An 18,024-nucleotide genomic window follows, 5' to 3' on the forward strand; every position below is an offset into this window, starting at 1 on the left:
TTGGTTTGTGTGTATTGCGCAATGAGTTCAGGCTGATCTTGAGCCAGCTTCTTGGTGTCGATGCTGCTGGATTCTTTGGCTTGTTTCCAGCTCACTGAACCTGTTTCAAACAAGGCGACACTGGCATGGCCCATGGCTTGTTGAATGGTTTGCTTCAGCTGGCTTTCTTGCTCTTGGTACTTGGTCAGCTGACTGCGTACATCCAGCAAATCACCAAACGTGGCGCTCATAGACGAATCTGCCTTCCAATCCACGATGGAGCCTGCATCTTTGGGATACAAACACCGCAGGGCCAGATCCGCTGAATCCGAACCATCGGCATCCGGCTCTTGGTTAGATGTGACCAAACGCCAGAACTGCTGCTCCAGTGCAATGAGTTGGGCAATCATGGTTTCGTCCCGTTCAATGCGATGCACTTGCAGTTCTTGACCACAGATGAGTACAGCGACGTCAGCAGTTTGTTTGCCTGTGACTGCCAGTTGGTGCATAACTTGCAGTTGGATGTATTCGGGCACTCCGTCTTTCCAGAGACGGGCTCCGTTCAGGCCTGCTGTTTTGCATTCCAGAATTTGTACATCGTTTGCCCCCACCACTTCACGGTCGATATTGGCCAGCATCCAAGGGTGCTCAGGATGCTGCAAGACGGCATTGACCCGGCGTACCTTGTTGCCTGTACGTTTGGTGTAATGCGCAGCCACAATGGGTTCCAGCAATGTGCCCCAATACATGGGGCTGGATTCGTCATTGGGATCGTCTTGCGGCAGCAGATGTTGTCTACCGATTTTAACCATCCACAGCTCCAGCTGGGAGCAGTAGGGATTGAGACCCACCGCAGAAGCGGCATCGGATGAGCCAATGCCTTTCATGCGCACATCCAGCCATTCATCGCGTGAGAGGTCATTGGTTTTAACCAGGCGTAATGCGGGGCGTACTGCAGAGCGCAAGGGGCGTTGAGTGGATTCAACATTTGAAGTGACTTGAGACATCAAAACCTCCATGGAATTTAAAAATGGCATACATAGATCAATGGCGTTTGACCGCGCATGCACAGCGATACCCAACACCCACAACAAAAAAGCCCCTGTATCGCTACAGGGGCCTTATGACGGGGTGTTTGGGGCTTAGACATAGGCAGATCACTCCACCATCGATAAGGCCTGTTCTAGGGCCTTCTGTTTGATTGCAGCACCTTGACCGAACCAAGCACTGTCCAAGCGGTTGTCTTGTGAACGTGCACGGCGCTCATGGTCCACAAACTCCGTAATGGATGACAGCAAGCCCCAGGCTGTGCCTTTGGCTGCTTGTAGCTCTGCGCCACGGCCAGCACCTTCGTACAAGGATTGGGCTTTCTTCAATGCACGCTCATTGGTTAACCCGGTATAGCCGCGAGTGCCATTGCTGTTTCCTTCATTCGTACACAGTACTTTGAGGAAAAAGTCCATCGCTTCGTGGGTTTTGACTTTGCGTTCAGTGAGCATCTTCATGCGGTACATGAAACCATCCCACTGGGTGACTGCAATACCCAATTGGCGTTTGACTTCGTCAGGGTTGAATGAGCGGCTGTGCGGTACACGAATGGCGCCAGAGGCGTTTCCTGCAGCACCTGCCAAAGCAATGGACAAGGTGTTGTTGCAGACGACCCGCACGGTTGTTGGTGTTGCAGTCGTGGCCAAGGTGCCATCGCAAGAAGTCGCCAATAACAAATAGCCTTTGACCACGTCATTGCCTTTGAGGGCGGTTTCTTTGCCAGTACGGGCCAATGCCCAGAACTTACGACCGGCACGCAATACTCCGGCTGTTTCTAATTCAAAGCCAGAGACTTCGGTGAGATCACGGTAGAACTCCAAGACCTCGCGGGGTTGAACAACTTTGTAGCGACTACCGACCACTGAGAGTGGTGCCTTGGTATCCGAGCGGTACAAGACGCGTTGGTCTGGAAACTCCAGGGCTTCGCCATAACCAAGGCCCAAAGACTTGTCTTCTGCCATGTAGCGCACTGGGGTGGATTCAATGGTCCAGTCCATACCAGCCTTTTGTGCCCAGACATCTATGGGCTGACGACGGGCCAGTTTGTGGCCCAGACCATGCCAAGGGGTTTGGCCTGCATAGGCCATGGTTTCGACGAGATGGGACATACAGACTCCTTAAAGTAAAAATGAACAGGAAAGAGGGAGCAGGGAAAGAAGACAAGACAACAAAAAAGCCCACTGGATAAAACCAGTGGGCCTATGAGTAAAAGAACAAGGAAAAGCAAAAGGGGAAGAGAGACTACTGAATCAATCAGCAAAACCATCACAAGCGGAAGGTGTGACCACAGTCGATGCATTCGATGTTGTCCAAGACATTGGCATCCAAGCTATCGCCAACGGCAGAACCGACTTCACAGCCGATCTTGCTGCCCAGCAGACCGCCAAGGGCAGCACCTGCAATAGAGCCTAAGACAGAACCAATGGGGCCAGCAACGACACCGGCCATGGCACCAGTGCGTGCGCCGTTCAACGCACCGGCAACGCCTGCGGCACCTCCGGCTAAGCCTCCGACAGAACCAGCAACGGTTCTACCCAGAGTGCGGTGTTTGAGATTGTGAGAATGACAATGGGGGCATGAAGCCATGAAAACTCCTTGAAGAGGACAAACAAAAAGCCCCCGATCCAGAATGAAAAGGGGCTGATGGATGAGCCATAGATGCTGCGAAAACAGGCAAACATCTTTGTGTTCAAGGGGGTGATATGTGGCTGAAATCTTTTTATTTGAAGTTTTCTTTCAGGCAGCCTATTGAGAGGAAGGCAAGAAAAAACCCACATAAGCGGCTTGCTTTATGTGGGTTTTTATGTGGTACAAATCAGAAACTCATTCGTAAGTTGTTGATTTATATACATCATTGGCGGAGACGAAGGGATTCGAACCCTTGATGGAGCTCATCACCCCATACTCCCTTAGCAGGGGAGCACCTTCGGCCTCTCGGTCACGTCTCCGCTTGAAGACAGCAATTATGCCTGAAAATCATACCTTTTCAGGCAAAAAGCAAGAATTTTGTTTATTTTTCGTCGTTACGCTTTGGCACTTCAATAGTGGTATCGCCATCCAAACCAAAAGCAGTATGCAATGAGCGAACAGCCAGTTCAACGTACTTTTCGTCAATAACTACTGACGTTTTGATCTCGGAGGTAGAGATCATCTGAATATTGATGCCTTCTTGGCTCAAGGCACGGAACATGGTGCTGGCAACACCGGCATGGCTCTTCATGCCAATACCAACAATGCTGACCTTGCTGATTTGCGTATTGCCCACCACGCTTGTACCTTCGCCAAGCTGCGCCAGCACTTTATCGTTGAGCAACTTCAGTGTGCGCTCATAGTCTGCGCGTGTAACCGTGAAACTGAAATCAGTCTTGCCTTCTTTACTGAGGTTTTGAATGATGACGTCCACCTCGATATTGGCATCTGCCACCGCGCCCAAAATGATGTGGGCAATGCCTGGCTTGTCAGGAACACCCAGAACAGACACTTTGGCTTCGTCACGCGTGAAGGCGATGCCTGAAACAACTGCTTTTTCCATTTTTTCGTCTTCCTCGAAAGTGATCAATGTGCCGGACTTGGCTTCTTCCACCAAATCAATATCCCAAGGGGTAAAGCTAGAGAGCACGCGCAACGGGACGCGGTATTTACCTGCAAACTCAACTGAGCGAATTTGCAGAACTTTGGAGCCAAGACTGGCCAATTCCAGCATTTCTTCAAAGCTAATGGTTTTGAGGCGCTGCGCATTGGGCACCACACGCGGATCGGTCGTATAAACACCATCCACATCGGTATAGATCAAGCATTCATCAGCCTTGATGGCTGCGGCAATCGCGACTGCAGATGTATCAGAGCCGCCTCGCCCGAGCGTAGTGATATTGCCTTGATCATCAATACCTTGAAAACCCGTAACGATAACGACACGCCCACCGTCCAATTCTTTACGAATGCGCTGACCTTCGATCGATTCAATGCGCGCTTTCATATGGGAACTGTCAGTGCGAACAGGCACTTGCCAGCCCGTGAAACTGACAGCAGGCTGGCCTTCAGCCTGCAGCGCAATAGCCAGCAAAGCAGACGAGGCTTGCTCCCCTGTTGCTGCCAAAGCGTCCAACTCGCGGCGCGTACTGCTGTCTCGCTCTTTAGGTTCAAGCTCAGCAGCCAGTCCTAATAAACGATTGGTCTCACCACTCATGGCACTGGGAACCACCACAACTTGGTGACCTGCCTTAACCCATTTAGTGACACGCTTGGCCACGTTACGGATGCGCTCGGTAGTGCCCATGGAGGTACCACCGTATTTATGAACAATCAGTGCCATCTTCTTTTCTGCAAGTTGTGCAATGCCACGCATTGCGCTCAAAAGTCATCAATTCACATGCACCCGCAACCCTGCGGCATTGAGAATACGGAATTGATTCGCAAAAGCAAAACCGGCCTATTTTACCCAAAGTAAATGGTCTTTTTCACGGATAACGAAACCCCGCCCCACTTTAATGTGAATTGCATGGCCACGGGTTGTGCAAGCTGCAATTTGGCGCTGCAATTCCTGCAGTTGCACGGTCGAGGCTCTCTCCTGCTGCTGCATAAGCCAAAAACGCAGCACATTGGCTTGCCGTGCAATAGAGAGTTGCTGCAGACCACGAATAGAAGGCTTTTGCTCTAAACGCAGCCAGTCCTCTTGCGCCACCTCGTGCAGTAGCTGCTGCGCCTGCGCCGCATGGGCACTGCTACGCGCAAAAGTATGGCGAAAAGTCGGAAATGCCTCTGCCAAAGCAGGCATGATTTGCTGACGAATACGGTTGCGAGTAAACGTCTGATCCTCGTTGGTCGGATCCTCAATCCACGCCTGCCCTTGCCCCTGCAGCCATTGCCTCAATGCCTGACCGGGCACATCCAATAAAGGGCGATGCCAGTCAAGATGATTGCGTTGCCAAAAAGCGGGCATGGCCGACAGGCCTGGCAAGCCAGCACCACGACTCAGTGCCAGCAACAAGGTTTCTACCTGATCATCTGCATGCTGGGCCAGTGCAATGGAACGCACATCCACGGCATGCACCTGTCTTAGTGCTTGCGCCCCCGCAGTCAATGCACCATACCTTGCTTTTCTGGCGGCGTCCTCAGGGCTCTGACCTGGTTGATGGCGTGCATCAACGCGCTCAATGTGCAAAGGAATACAACATTGCTGACACAGCTGTTGGCAAAAACTGGCAAAGCCATCAGCAGCATCCTGAAGGCCGTGGTGCACATGAATGGCCGCTACTTGTGCTGGCCAGCGCTGCCAGCACGCCAATAACAAAGCAGTGGAATCGGCCCCACCGCTCAAAGCGATCGCAACAGGGCCGTTAAATTGCCAGCGCGCAAGCGCATGATCAAGGCAGGTTTTCACATCCACCACGCGGAAAATCCGTCAAACTCAAGAGAGGCAATCAGATCATTGATTCAATGCCAACAGCGTAAGCAAGGAGAAATCCGTCCCCACGCTCACACACTTAACGCTTGGCTTTTGCAACGGGCGTTTCATTGAATTTGCCATAACTCAAAATGCGCTCATGGCGGCGGGCAATCAATTGCTCGGTTGGCAAATCTTTGATTTCCGCCAAAGCACGCTCTAATTCGCGCTTGAGCTGAAATGCCATCTGCTTGCAATCACGATGGGCCCCACCCAATGGTTCACCAACTACGCTATCGACCAAGCCCAGCGTCTGCAAACGCGGCGCGGTAATACCCAACGCTTGCGCCGCTTCTTCGGCTTTTTCGGCTGTTTTCCACAAAATGGAGGCACAACCTTCCGGACTGATCACTGAATACACAGAGTACTGCAGCATGATCACCGCATCAGCTACGCTAATCGCCAAAGCACCACCCGAGCCGCCTTCACCAATGATGGTGCTAATGATGGGGGTCTTGAGTTGGGCCATTTCAAAAATATTCCGACCAATCGCCTCAGATTGGTTGCGTTCTTCCGCATCAATTCCGGGGTAGGCACCAGGCGTATCCACAAAAGTGAAGACAGGAATACGGAACTTCTCTGCCATTTTCATCAAACGCAACGCCTTGCGGTAGCCTTCTGGCTTGGTCATGCCGAAATTGCGCTTAGCACGCTCCTTCGTGTCACGCCCCTTTTGGTGCCCCAGCACAACGCAAGGAGCGCCATCAAACCGCGCTAAACCGCCCACAATCGAGGCATCCTCAGAAAAATGCCGATCACCATGCAACTCGGTGAAATCGGTAAACATCTCACGCACGTAATCCAAGGTGTATGGACGGTCTGGGTGCCGTGCCACTTTAGTGGTTTGCCATGGAGTGAGATTCTTGTAAATATCACGCGCAAGCTGCTGACTCTTCTTACTCAGCTGTTCAATCTCATGGCTGAGGTTTACTGAGTCATTGCCATCATTGACGGTGCGCAACTCTTCAATACGCAACTCCAAGTCTGCGATCGGTTTTTCAAAATCCAAATAATTCTTTTTAGCCATGATTGATAGGTGCGGGGTTTGAGTCCACAAGGTTCAAACCGCTGAATTGACATACAGGCAAGTGGCCGCATTTTAGGCCACACATCCCACTGCTCAAGAATTGTGCTTTTTCTAGCTCCGAAAGCGCTTGCTGGCTAAACAAGCCAACGCACGCTACTGCTCAAAGCAGTTTCAATAGGCCTGAGGCTGCGCCAATGAGCGCCACATATACCATGTTGCCACGGTGCGCCAAGGCTTCCAGCCTTCGGCGACCTCACGCGCATCGCTGCGTGAAACCGGCTCTCCAGAAAAATAATTACGGCTAATGCCCTGAATCAAGCCCAGATCATCCAGTGGCAGAACGTTGGGGCGCATAAGGTGAAACATCAAAAACATTTCTGCCGTCCAACGGCCAATGCCACGCACTGCCGTCAGCTCCGCAATAATGGCTTCATCATCGGCTTTCTGCCAGGCTTTGACGTTCAAGCGCCCTTCCTGTACGTGCAATGCCAAATCTCGCAAGTACTCGGCCTTGCGCATAGATAAGCCAGATGCCCGCAAGCTGGCTTCATCCAAAGCCAATACCTTTGCAGCAGTGAATTTGCCGCGCACGCTTTGCTCCACACGACTCCACACCGCAGCAGCAGCTGACGTAGAAATTTGCTGACCCACAATGCTGCGCGCCAAAGTCGAGAAAGCATCACCGCGTGACTGCAATCCCATTCCCGAATATTTCGGAATGATTTTGCGCAAAATGCGGTCTTTCTTGATCAGGTAGCGGCATGCTTCTTCCCAGTACTCCGGACTGACTGATTCAGCAATAACAGTACTGTCAGTCTGCTTGGACTTTCCTGCCGCCTCTGCATCAACCACCGTCTTTTTAAGTACTGCGGTCGCTGGTTTTTTCACTTCAACAGCTTTGGTTGCAGACACTTTTTGACGTGCCAATTTAGCAGGAGAAATGTCCACGCCGGAAATGCCGACGGACTTAACCGCAGCGCGTTTTTTCACCACCGGCTCCGACTCCACTGCCTCAATGGTTAAGGACACTGGTTGCACAGCAGTCTTAGCCATTTTTCTAGTGGCCGTTTTGGTCGCCACTGATTTTTTAGCAGTTGCAGATTTAGGCGCAACTGGCTTCTTTACAGACTCGATCTGCTCATCAGCGACCACCGTGCGGCCGCTGCGCTTGCGGACACTGGTAGCACCCGAAGCCTTCACTGCACTAGCAGCATCAATGCTCTTGGCGTCTTGCTTGGCACTTTTTTTCTCCGCAGCCAGAGCCTTACCTGCCGCTTTTTTGACTACAGTCGGTGTTGCGGCCTTGGCGCGTACTGTTTTTTTGACTGGTGTAGCGGCCTGCTCAACAGGCTTCACCTTTGGACGTACTGCAGCCATCAGAGCGCCATCTCCCACGTTGTCCCTTGGGCGGAATCCTTCAACACAATACCTTGTTCCAGCAAGGCCTTGCGGATCCCATCGGCCTTGGCGAAGTCTTTCGCAGCCTTAGCTGCGGCACGCTCTGCAATCTGCGCCTCAATCACGCTGGCATCTACGGCATTGCCTGCTTGCAAAAAAGCCTCTGGATCGCGTTGCAACACCCCCATCACACCACCCAAGGCTTTGAGAAGCGCAGCCATTTTGTCGTCATGGCTGCGATTGACTTCACCAGCCAAATCAAAGAGCACGGCCACAGCCTCTGGCGTGCCAAAGTCCTCATTCATGGCGGCGGCAAAACGTGCGGCATACGGCTGCTGCCAATCAATGGCATAGTCAGCCGCCGGAGTCACCAGAGATAAAGCGGTATACAACCGCTTGAGTGCAGCATGGGCATCCTTCAAATGCACATCGCTGTAATTAAGGGGACTGCGGTAATGGCTACGCAAAATAAAGAAACGAATGGTTTCCGCATCGAACGACTGGAGCACATCGCGGATGGTGAAGAAATTGCCCAAACTCTTGGACATCTTCTCGTTATCCACATTGATAAAGCCGTTGTGCATCCAGACATTGGCAAATGGCACGCCGTTGGCGCCTTCACTCTGGGCGATCTCGTTTTCATGGTGAGGAAATGCGAGGTCGGCACCGCCGCCATGGATATCAAAATGCTCGCCCAACAACGCGCAGCCCATCGCCGAACATTCAATATGCCAACCTGGCCGTCCTTTTCCAAACGGGCTATCCCATTTAGCGTCTTCAGGCTCGCTGTCCTTAGCGCTCTTCCAAAGCACAAAATCAAGTGGATCCTGCTTGCCGTCTAGTACAGCCACACGCTCACCCGCCCGCAACTCTTCCAGGCTTTTGCCTGACAACTTGCCGTAGCCATGGAACTTACGCACTGCGTAATTGACGTCGCCATGCTCTGCCTGACCACCGCTGCGATACGCCAAGCCCTTCGCCTCCAGCGTTGCAATCATGCTGAGCATCTGGGGAACATAGTCCGTTGCTCGCGGCTCATGGGTAGGACGCTCAATACCCAAGGCATCCGCATCCTCTGTCAACGCGGTAATCATGCGGTCCGTTAAATGGCGAATGCTTTCCCCATTCTCAGTCGCACGCCGAATAATTTTGTCGTCAATATCTGTGATGTTGCGCACGTAAGTAACGCGGTATCCAATCGTTTTGAGCCAGCGCTGCACCACATCAAAAGCAACCATCGACCGGGCATGGCCCAAATGACTATAGTCATACACCGTCATGCCGCACACATACATGCGAACATGGCCCGCTTCCAAAGGGGTGAACTCGCTCACAGCGCGGGTAAGGGTGTTGTAGATGCGAAGACTCATAAGAGAAAAACCTGCTCCATCAATCCGAAATGCAGCGCCTCGCCCATTACTCAAAGGCCGATGCTGCGTGAATGCAACCTGCCATTATCCGGCTATTTGCAAAACCGAGTAATTTCAGCATCCAAACAAAGGGTAGCGCCATTCAGTAGAGATAGGCTAACAAAGCCACACGCCGCACAATTAGCTGGCACTCTAAATTTGAAATGCTCAGTTGTGCCCCACAAAAACTTCCTCAGCACACAGTGCCCCCTCCCACGAACGTCTAAGGCCCTGTCTACCCTCTATACTAAGGAACCTCTTGAAGGTTCAACACCAGACTGCAGATCTCATTTCATCAAGCCTATGTTCTTATTGCGCTCCTTTGTTGCCTGCTACCCTCATCCACTGCAACGTTTGCTGGTCAGCAGCATTAGCGCTTGTGCTCTTGTGTTCGCAGCACTGCCCCATGCAGCCGCGCAAACACAAGCCCACACCACTATCCAATCACTATTAAGCAATGGGCAGAACAAACAGGCGTTAGAGCAAGCCGAGCAAGCTTTACAAGCCACCCCACGCGATCCACAACTCCAATTTCTCAAGGCCAATGCAGAAACTGCGCTAGGGCAAACCGAAGCGGCAGAAGAAACGCTCACCGCGCTCACACAGACCTATCCAGAATTAGCAGAGCCCTGGAACAATCTGGCCAGTTTGCGTGCTGCACAAGGCCGCCTGCCTGAAGCGCGCGACATGCTGGAGAAAGCACTGGTCAACAACCCTGATTACGCCCAAGCACATGCCAATCTGGCACAAGTCATGGTGCAACTGGCCATCAGCCATTTGGAAAAGGCAAACCAACTCGCGCCCACCGCACAAACCCATGCGCAACTTAGTGCATTGAAAGCGGTGTTACCGGGATCGCAAAAAACACAACCAGAAGCGACTACACCGGACACATCCTCTCCGTGATAGCTTTGTGCCTGCTCCAGTGAAGGTCATGCAACCCCACAGCCTCCTTCGCAGCAACCCGCATCCGCGTTTATGATGGCGCCTCAGCTGACCCAAACTTCGCCTGCACCCAGGTGGCGCCGGAACTTTTCAATCCCTTTAAGCCACACAATGGCTTAGGTATTAGGGGTCTAGGCTACTCCGTCAGGAGCCGGGCCATCGACCTACTGATAGACCATTGTCCTGAACGGCTGTTTCGGCCCTATGCCGCAGCACCTGTACTTTCACACTCGTTATTCCTTTATTCCTATGCCAAACACTTCATCCAAACGCCGCACCCTTCGCGCTCTGTTTGCAGGCACATTGGCTGCCGCAGCCATCTTCCCAGCCATCGCGCAGGCGGCAGATGCTTTGCCACGTGTGAAACTGCACACCTCGCAAGGGGACATTGTCGTGGAGCTGGAACCGCAAAAAGCGCCTAAAACAGTTGAAAACTTCTTGCAGTATGTGCAAGACAAGCACTATGACGGCACTATTTTTCACCGCGTGATTGACGGCTTTATGATTCAAGGCGGCGGTTTTATCGAAGACATGAGCCAAAAGCCCACGCGTGCGCCCATCGTGCTCGAATCAGACAATGGCCTGAAAAATGAACGTGGCACCATTGCCATGGCCCGCACCATGGTGCCTAACTCAGCCACCAGCCAGTTTTTCATCAACGTGAACAACAACACCCCATTGAATTACCGCCCAGGCAACCCAGGCTACGCTGTGTTCGGCAAGGTGGTTGAAGGGATGGACGTTGTGGACAAGATCAAAGCTGTCGAAACAACCAACAAAGGCGCACATGAAAATGTGCCAGCCACTACGGTGACGATCATTTCGGCCACCAAAATCCAATAAACCGAACGCCCTCTTTCATACATCGCTTGGAACACGCACAACCAATATGGCCCAGGCGACGCACTCACCCTCAAAGGAACACCATGAGCAATCCAAAAGTTGAACTTCACACCAACCACGGCATCATCACACTGGAATTGGATGCAGAAAAAGCACCCAAATCAACAGAAAACTTCCTCACCTACGTACGCAATGGCCATTACAACAACACGATTTTTCACCGCGTGATTGGCAATTTCATGATTCAAGGCGGTGGGTTTGAGCCGGGCATGAACCAAAAAGCCACTGGCGCAGAAATCGAAAACGAAGCCAAAAACGGTCTCAAAAACGATCAATACACTGTGGCCATGGCTCGCACCAGCGCCCCACACTCAGCAACAGCACAATTTTTCATCAACGTAGGCAATAACAGTTTCCTGAACTACCCAGGCCAAGATGGTTGGGGCTACGCCGTATTCGGCAAAGTGGTCGATGGAACAGCAGTAGTAGACGCTATCAAAGCCGTAGCAACAGGCCGCCGCGGCTACCATGACGATGTACCAAAAGAAGACGTGGTCATTACCAAAGCCGTTGAAGTCTAAATTGCCCTTGCTGCAAACGATGCCAAACCGGGTGATGCCATGAACGCTGGGCAATTGACACTCACTGCGCCGCATTCACCCCACGCACCCACTATCGTTGATTGTGTGGCTGACATGCATTTGCAGCGCAGCCACCCCAAAACTTGGGCTATGTTTGCCCACTATTTACAAATCACCCCAGCGCAGCACATTCTGATCTTGGGTGATTTGTTTGAGGTTTGGGTGGGTGATGATGCTCTGAATGAGACTGGCAGTTTTGAAGCAGAAGTAGCTGCTGCATTACAGCAAACCACTGCCGCAGGCAAAGCGGTGTATTTCATGCATGGCAATCGCGACTTTGTGATTGGAGAGGCGTTTGCCAACCGCACAGGTGTACAACTCTTGCAAGACCCCACCGTTTTGCAAATTGGCACTGGTACAGAAGCACCACGCTGGCTCCTCTCTCATGGGGACGCACTGTGCACCGATGACTTGTCATACCAACAATTTCGCACATTAAGCCGCAACCCTGCCTGGCAACAGCAGTTTCTCACCCAACCACTGACGGCCCGGCGTGCATTCGCGGCTAGCATCCGCAGTGAAAGTGAAAATCGCAAACAAGGCCAGAGTCTGGACAGCTACGTTGACCTCAATACCGAGGCAACCAAACAATGGCTGCAAACCACTGGCTGCAACACCTTGATCCATGGCCACACCCACATGCCCGCAGAACATGATCTCGGCAATGGGCAGGCACGCATCGTCATGGCCGATTGGGATATGGACAGTGATACCCCGCGGGCAGAAGTGCTTCGCTACTCCAGCAACAACACAACAACGCACTGGCAACGCATTCCAATCTCCTATGGCTGATTAGAGGCCTACAGATTGGATGTGTCTTCAGTACTGTTGGCACAAGGCCAACACAAACAAAAAAACCGCTCTTGATCGAGCGGTTTTTTTATGGAGCGCTGGCGCGGCAAGCACCGGCGCCTGCCTATGTGCGAGCGCTGCCAGCGATCGGCTTACACCGTTGCAGCGCCTTTGGCATTGTCCACATACTCTTCAATTTCATTGAAGTTCATGTAGCGGTAGACGCTGGCTTTATCCGCATCGATCACGCCCATTTCCTTCAGGTACTCTTCAGGAGTAGGCAAGTATCCCAAACGTGAAGCAATAGCCGACAACTCAGCAGAGCCCAGGAACACTTGGGTGTTTTTACCCAGACGGTTCGGGAAGTTACGGGTCGAAGTCGAGATCACGGTTGCGCCTTCACGCACTTGCGCCTGGTTGCCCATGCACAAGGAACAGCCTGGCATTTCAGTACGTGCACCAGCTGTGCCAAATGCCGCGTAATGCCCTTCTTTGATCAGCTCGCTCTCGTCCATTTTGGTTGGCGGAGCCACCCACAGTTTGACGGGAATATCGCGCTGGCCACCCAGTAATTTCGCAGCGGCGCGGAAGTGGCCGATATTGGTCATGCATGAGCCGATAAAGGCTTCGTCAATCTTGGTGCCTGCCACTTCGGACAGGAACTTGGCGTCGTCTGGATCATTCGGGCAGCACACGATAGGCTCTTTGATATCTGCCAAATCGATTTCGATCACGGCTGCGTATTCCGCATCCTTATCCGCTTCGAGCAATTCAGGCTTGGCCAACCAAGCTTGCACTTTTTCAATACGGCGCTGCAACGTCTTCGCATCAGCGTAGCCATCAGCGATCATGTTCTTCATCAACACAATATTGCTGGTCAGGTACTCTTTGACCGGCTCAGTATTGAGCTTGATCGTGCAACCTGCAGCCGAGCGTTCAGCCGACGCATCCGACAATTCAAATGCTTGCTCAACCTTCAAATCAGGCAGGCCTTCAATTTCCAAAATTTTGCCTGAGAAGATGTTCTTCTTGCCTGCCTTGGCCACAGTCAGCAAGCCTTGCTTGATGGCATACAAAGGAATGGCATGCACCAAGTCACGCAGGGTAACCCCAGGCTGCAAATCGCCCTTGAAACGCACAAGCACAGATTCAGGCATATCCAAAGGCATCACACCTGTGGCTGCACCAAAAGCCACCAAACCAGAACCAGCAGGGAAGCTGATCCCAATCGGGAAACGGGTGTGGGAGTCACCACCAGTACCAACGGTATCTGGCAGCAGCAAACGGTTGAGCCAGCTATGGATCACACCGTCACCTGGGCGCAACGCCACACCGCCACGGTTGGAGATGAACGCAGGCAGTTCACGGTGGGTTTTCACGTCCACTGGTTTTGGATAGGCTGCGGTATGGCAGAAAGACTGCATCACCATATCTGCCGAGAAGCCCAAACAAGCCAAGTCTTTCAACTCGTCACGCGTCATTGGACCAGTCGTATCTTGCGAGCCCACTGTGGTCATGCGCGGTTCGCAGTACGTGCCTGGACGCACGCCTTGACCTTCAGGCAAACCAACAGCACGGCCTACCATTTTTTGCGCTAACGTGAACCCAGCTTTGGATTCCGCCGGTGCCTGAGGCAAGCGGAATTCAGTCGAAGCAGGCAACCCCAAAAACTCACGGGCTTTCGCGGTCAGCGCACGGCCAATAATCAGGTTGATACGGCCACCAGACTGCACCTCATCGAGCAGCACCTCGCTTTTGAGGCTGAATTCTGCGATTGTGGCGCCGTCTTTTTCAATCTTGCCGTCATAAGGGAAGATATCGATTACATCGCCCATTTCCAATTTGGAAACATCCACTTCAATCGGCAAAGAACCAGAGTCTTCTTGTGTGTTGAAGAAAATAGGAGCGATTTTGCCACCCAGAGTCACGCCACCAAAGCGCTTGTTGGGTACGAATGGAATGTCATCGCCAGTGGCCCAAATCACCGAATTGGTCGCAGACTTACGAGATGAGCCTGTGCCCACCACATCCCCCACGTAAGCCACAATGTGGCCTTTTTTCTTCAAGTCTTCGATGAATTGAATCGGCCCACGCACACCATCTTTTTCTGGCTTAAAGACCGCGTCTGGACGGGTATTTTTCAACATGGCCAAATAGTGCATAGGAATGTCTGGACGTGTCGTTGCATCAGGCGCTGGCGAGAGGTCGTCGGTGTTGGTCTCGCCCGGTACCTTGAATACGGTTACCGTGATTTTTTCAGCCACTTTGGGGCGGCTAGTGAACCACTCAGCATCCGCCCAGCTTTGCATCACTTCTTTGGCCTTGGCATTGCCTGCTTTGGCTTTGTCTGCCACGTCATTGAAGTAATCAAACATCAACAGGGTTTTCTTCAATGCAGCAGCAGCCACATCGGCCACTTCAGCATCGTCGAGCAACTCAATCAGCGGATGCACGTTGTAGCCACCCACCATAGTGCCAAGCAACTCAGTTGCCTTGGACTTAGAGATCAGCCCCACTTGAATATCACCGTGGGCCACAGCAGCCAAAAAACTGGCTTTTACCTTGGCCGCATCGTCCACACCTGGAGGCACACGGTGTGTCAGCAAATCGAGCAAGAACTCACCTTCTCCAGCCGGAGGATTTTTGATCAGCTCAATCAGCTCAGCCACCTGCTTGGCATCCAGCGCCAATGGCGGGATTCCAAGCGCAGCGCGCTCTTCAACGTGTTTGCGGTATTCGTTCAACATGGTTTTCTCCTGGGGCTATCAATCTAAAAAGTCTTACTACTCGTCACATGCCAAATGCTCGCTTACCGCCACACGCTCAGCGCTTGCCACAAAGCGGTTCGGGAGGCTAGTTCCTTACTCTTTCGGAACGCACTCGGCGGCCAGACGCTGGCCTTTGGTTTGGTTCATCAGCATGGCCTGTTTGCCCACTTGCAACCAAACGATGCCATTGGCTTGGTTCTCCAAACGGATTGCACCACTTGCAGTCACCACCGGAATCATCTGGTGCTTGAAATTTTTGCCTTGAACCACAAATTCGCGGGGATTGCCTGGCGCTTCCGCCACATTCACCGACACCGCTCCAGCACACAAAAAATTACCCTTGTGCACACGGCTGATGACACGGTCAACACCAGTCAACACAGGCTCGGCAGGTGTTGCAGAGGCCTGACCTGCTGCAGGCGCAGGCGGGTCAGCAATCGCTTTGTCATTAGCGGCAGTACTGGTGGCCGAACTGTCGCTTGGATTCAAAAAGGGGAAAGTGTTGGCCAGCTCACAGCCGGTCAGGGCGACAGCCACCAGGGCCATAGCAGGAATTGTCAGGGCAATGCGCATCATGTTCTTTACTGTGGATATATAGATGGGGAGTGTTGGTTAAACATCAACATATCAACCACGCTGCGGCGCAAGCCATACTTTGACCGATTCAGGCAATGCCTGGCCGGTTTGGTACGCACGCTCCAATACTTGCCAGTAATAACGGTAACTGGCGCGATCATGCAAAACCCCATCGTGGCTGATCGGCGCCCATTGTGCAGCATGGGCTGCCTCAATGATCTGCACTGACATCTCAACTTCAGCACGATCAGGTGAAAAAGCGTCAAGAATGGGGCGGATTTGCGACGGATGGATACTCCACATGCGTGTGTAGCTAAGCTGACGGCTCGCTTGCAATACCGATTGCCGCATCGCCTCAGGATCGTTGAATTCGGTGACTACACAATGCGATGGCGTTTTTCCATAGGCATGGCAGGCCGCAGCCATCTCCAACTTCGCACGCACTACCATAGGATGGGTAAACTGGCCAGTCACCCCCATGGCGTCTGAACCAATCGCGCCACCATGGGCTGAAACAAAGTCCATCAAACCGAAACTGAGCGACTGCACCCGCGCGTGCGCTGCTATAGCAAACGCATGGTGAACAGCCAGAGGGGACTCAATCAAAACATGCAAAGGCAAATTGGGCGCTCCAGCTGCATCCATCAACGCCACTGCACGCTGCACATCGTGCAGGCCTTCAACCTTGGGCACCATCAAATGGCTGAGTCGATCACCCGCTTGGCCCACGATGGTCTGGATATCCTCTTCAAAGGACGGATGGTCTGTTGCATGCACCCGCGCCGCAACACGCATTGCAGGCGCCGCGTTACGCACCAAATCAACAACCAATTGCGCATGTTCACGCTCACCACCAACCGGGGCGCCATCTTCGCAATCGAGGGTGACATCAAACACACAAGCACCAAACTCTTGCGCCATTTCAGCCTGCATCTGCAAGCTTTTGCGCATACGCACCTCTACACCGCTGTAGTGGTCACACACAGGCAGTGCAAAAGCACCAGCTTGGCTGCCAAGCAAAACAGAACGGGGGTGATCCAGAGGCAAGGTCATGTCAGAAAGGGCTCAACTACTACGCGAAATTCTCAAAACAAGCGCCAACATAAAACGGGGCGCCAACGGCGCCCCTGTTGCCATTACAGCAAGTGCTTCACACCGTCTTGCTCACCTTGGAGCTCGGCCAGTGTCTTGTCCAGACGCTCTTGGCTGAATGCGTCGATGTCCAAGCCTTCAACGATTTTGTATTTGCCATTCTCTGTAACCACAGGGAAGCCAAAAATCACGTCTTTAGGAATGCCGTATTCGCCATTGGATGGAACCCCCATAGTGACCCATTCACCTTGCGAGCCCAAAGCCCAATCGCGCATGTGGTCAATCGCTGCGTTTGCAGCCGAAGCAGCAGAAGACAGACCACGTGCTTCAATGATGGCTGCACCACGTTTGCCCACTGTTGGCAGGAACACGTTGGCGTTCCATTCTTGGTCATTGATGGTGTCTTTCACAGACTTGCCACCAATGGAGGCAAAACGGTAATCGGCGTACATCGTAGGAGAGTGGTTACCCCAGACGGTGAGTTTTTTGATCTCACCCACTTTGCCACCGGTTTTCTCAGCGATTTGGCTGGCGGCGCGGTTGTGATCCAAACGCAGCATGGCTGTGAAATTCTCACGCGGCAGATCTGGCGCGCTCTTCATAGCGATGTATGCATTGGTGTTAGCAGGGTTGCCCACCACCAGTACTTTGACGTCGCGGCTGGCAACTTTATTCAAGGCCTTGCCTTGTGCTGTGAAAATTTGGGCGTTAGCAGCCAACAGATCTGCACGCTCCATGCCAGGCCCACGTGGACGAGCGCCAACCAGCAGTGCGTAGTCTGCATCTTTGAAGGCCACTTCTGGATCGCCAGCGGCCACAATGCCTTCGAGCAATGGAAACGCGCAGTCTTGCAGCTCCATAATCACGCCTTGCAGCGCTTTCTGTGCTTTCTCATCTGGAATTTCCAGCAATTGCAAGATCACTGGCTGATCTTTGCCCAGCATCTCGCCGGATGCGATACGGAACAACAGGGCGTAACCGATTTGGCCGGCTGCACCGGTCACCGCGACGCGTGCGGCTTTTTTGCTCATAGCTTTTCTCCACTCTGGATTGAAGTTGAAAG

At 52.6% G+C, this 18,024-nt stretch carries 16 protein-coding genes and 1 tRNA gene; 4 read left to right on the forward strand and 13 right to left on the reverse strand.

The genetic code is table 11. The annotated features are described in order from the left end of the window. From E9531_RS16135 to cysS, 9 genes are all read right to left on the reverse strand, one after another. Positions 1-986: YqaJ viral recombinase family nuclease (locus E9531_RS16135; RefSeq protein ID WP_136574805.1), on the reverse strand; the 986-nt coding region annotated here is incomplete at its 3' end. Between the two features lie 150 nt (positions 987-1,136). Further along, positions 1,137-2,135 (reverse strand): DUF932 domain-containing protein, encoded by a 999-nt coding sequence (locus tag E9531_RS16140; RefSeq protein WP_136574806.1) that lies wholly within the window; start codon positions 2,133-2,135, stop codon positions 1,137-1,139. Positions 2,136-2,292: 157 nt separating this feature from the next. Then, the gene (locus tag E9531_RS16145; RefSeq protein WP_136574807.1) at positions 2,293-2,613 is read right to left on the reverse strand and encodes a hypothetical protein; all 321 of its coding nucleotides are present in this window, start codon (positions 2,611-2,613) and stop codon (positions 2,293-2,295) included. Positions 2,614-2,882: 269 nt separating this feature from the next. After that, positions 2,883-2,975, reverse strand: a tRNA-Ser gene (locus E9531_RS16150). Positions 2,976-3,037: 62 nt separating this feature from the next. Next, positions 3,038-4,339 carry an aspartate kinase gene (locus E9531_RS16155; protein ID WP_136574808.1) on the reverse strand — a complete coding sequence of 434 codons (1,302 nt, stop codon included), beginning with the start codon at positions 4,337-4,339 and terminating at the stop codon, positions 3,038-3,040. A 117-nt stretch (positions 4,340-4,456) separates the two neighbouring features. Then, on the reverse strand, positions 4,457-5,413 hold the full coding sequence (gene tilS / locus E9531_RS16160) for a tRNA lysidine(34) synthetase TilS (protein WP_425293601.1): 957 nt from the start codon (positions 5,411-5,413) through the stop codon (positions 4,457-4,459). Positions 5,414-5,510: 97 nt separating this feature from the next. Then, the gene (locus tag E9531_RS16165) at positions 5,511-6,497 is read right to left on the reverse strand and encodes an acetyl-CoA carboxylase carboxyltransferase subunit alpha (protein ID WP_136574809.1); all 987 of its coding nucleotides are present in this window, start codon (positions 6,495-6,497) and stop codon (positions 5,511-5,513) included. Between the two features lie 171 nt (positions 6,498-6,668). Continuing rightward, positions 6,669-7,874 (reverse strand): DNA-3-methyladenine glycosylase family protein, encoded by a 1,206-nt coding sequence (locus tag E9531_RS16170; protein WP_136574810.1) that lies wholly within the window; start codon positions 7,872-7,874, stop codon positions 6,669-6,671. After that, positions 7,874-9,265, reverse strand: a complete 1,392-nt coding sequence (cysS, locus tag E9531_RS16175) for a cysteine--tRNA ligase (RefSeq protein ID WP_136574811.1) — start codon at positions 9,263-9,265, stop codon at positions 7,874-7,876. Before cysS ends, E9531_RS16170 begins: the two co-directional genes overlap by 1 nt. A gap of 342 nt (positions 9,266-9,607) precedes the next feature. On the opposite strand from cysS, the gene E9531_RS17545 reads away from it, so the two are divergent. The 4 genes from E9531_RS17545 to E9531_RS16195 all read left to right on the forward strand — a co-directional run bounded on the left by E9531_RS17545 (position 9,608) and on the right by E9531_RS16195 (position 12,525). Then, the gene (locus E9531_RS17545; RefSeq protein WP_158291824.1) at positions 9,608-10,210 is read left to right on the forward strand and encodes a tetratricopeptide repeat protein; all 603 of its coding nucleotides are present in this window, start codon (positions 9,608-9,610) and stop codon (positions 10,208-10,210) included. Positions 10,211-10,498: 288 nt separating this feature from the next. Then, positions 10,499-11,092, forward strand: a complete 594-nt coding sequence (locus tag E9531_RS16185; protein WP_136574813.1) for a peptidylprolyl isomerase — start codon at positions 10,499-10,501, stop codon at positions 11,090-11,092. Positions 11,093-11,175: 83 nt separating this feature from the next. Continuing rightward, complete coding sequence (locus E9531_RS16190) at positions 11,176-11,673, forward strand: peptidylprolyl isomerase (RefSeq protein ID WP_136574814.1); 498 nt, start codon at positions 11,176-11,178, stop codon at positions 11,671-11,673. Between the two features lie 39 nt (positions 11,674-11,712). Continuing rightward, on the forward strand, positions 11,713-12,525 hold the full coding sequence (locus E9531_RS16195) for a UDP-2,3-diacylglucosamine diphosphatase (protein WP_136574815.1): 813 nt from the start codon (positions 11,713-11,715) through the stop codon (positions 12,523-12,525). A 152-nt stretch (positions 12,526-12,677) separates the two neighbouring features. On the opposite strand, the gene acnB is transcribed toward E9531_RS16195, so the two are convergent. The 4 genes from acnB to E9531_RS16215 all read right to left on the reverse strand — a co-directional run bounded on the left by acnB (position 12,678) and on the right by E9531_RS16215 (position 17,992). Continuing rightward, the gene (gene acnB, locus E9531_RS16200) at positions 12,678-15,272 is read right to left on the reverse strand and encodes a bifunctional aconitate hydratase 2/2-methylisocitrate dehydratase (RefSeq protein ID WP_136574816.1); all 2,595 of its coding nucleotides are present in this window, start codon (positions 15,270-15,272) and stop codon (positions 12,678-12,680) included. Positions 15,273-15,386: 114 nt separating this feature from the next. Continuing rightward, positions 15,387-15,869 (reverse strand): hypothetical protein, encoded by a 483-nt coding sequence (locus tag E9531_RS16205; protein ID WP_136574817.1) that lies wholly within the window; start codon positions 15,867-15,869, stop codon positions 15,387-15,389. 51 nt (positions 15,870-15,920) lie between these two features. Next, complete coding sequence (locus tag E9531_RS16210) at positions 15,921-16,922, reverse strand: HpcH/HpaI aldolase/citrate lyase family protein (RefSeq protein WP_136574818.1); 1,002 nt, start codon at positions 16,920-16,922, stop codon at positions 15,921-15,923. Between the two features lie 83 nt (positions 16,923-17,005). Further along, positions 17,006-17,992, reverse strand: a complete 987-nt coding sequence (locus E9531_RS16215) for a malate dehydrogenase (protein ID WP_136574819.1) — start codon at positions 17,990-17,992, stop codon at positions 17,006-17,008. Positions 17,993-18,024: the final 32 nt, after the last annotated feature.

Origin of the sequence: Lampropedia puyangensis (assembly GCF_004833285.1) — a bacterium.
GTDB lineage: Bacteria > Pseudomonadota > Gammaproteobacteria > Burkholderiales > Burkholderiaceae_C > Lampropedia > Lampropedia puyangensis.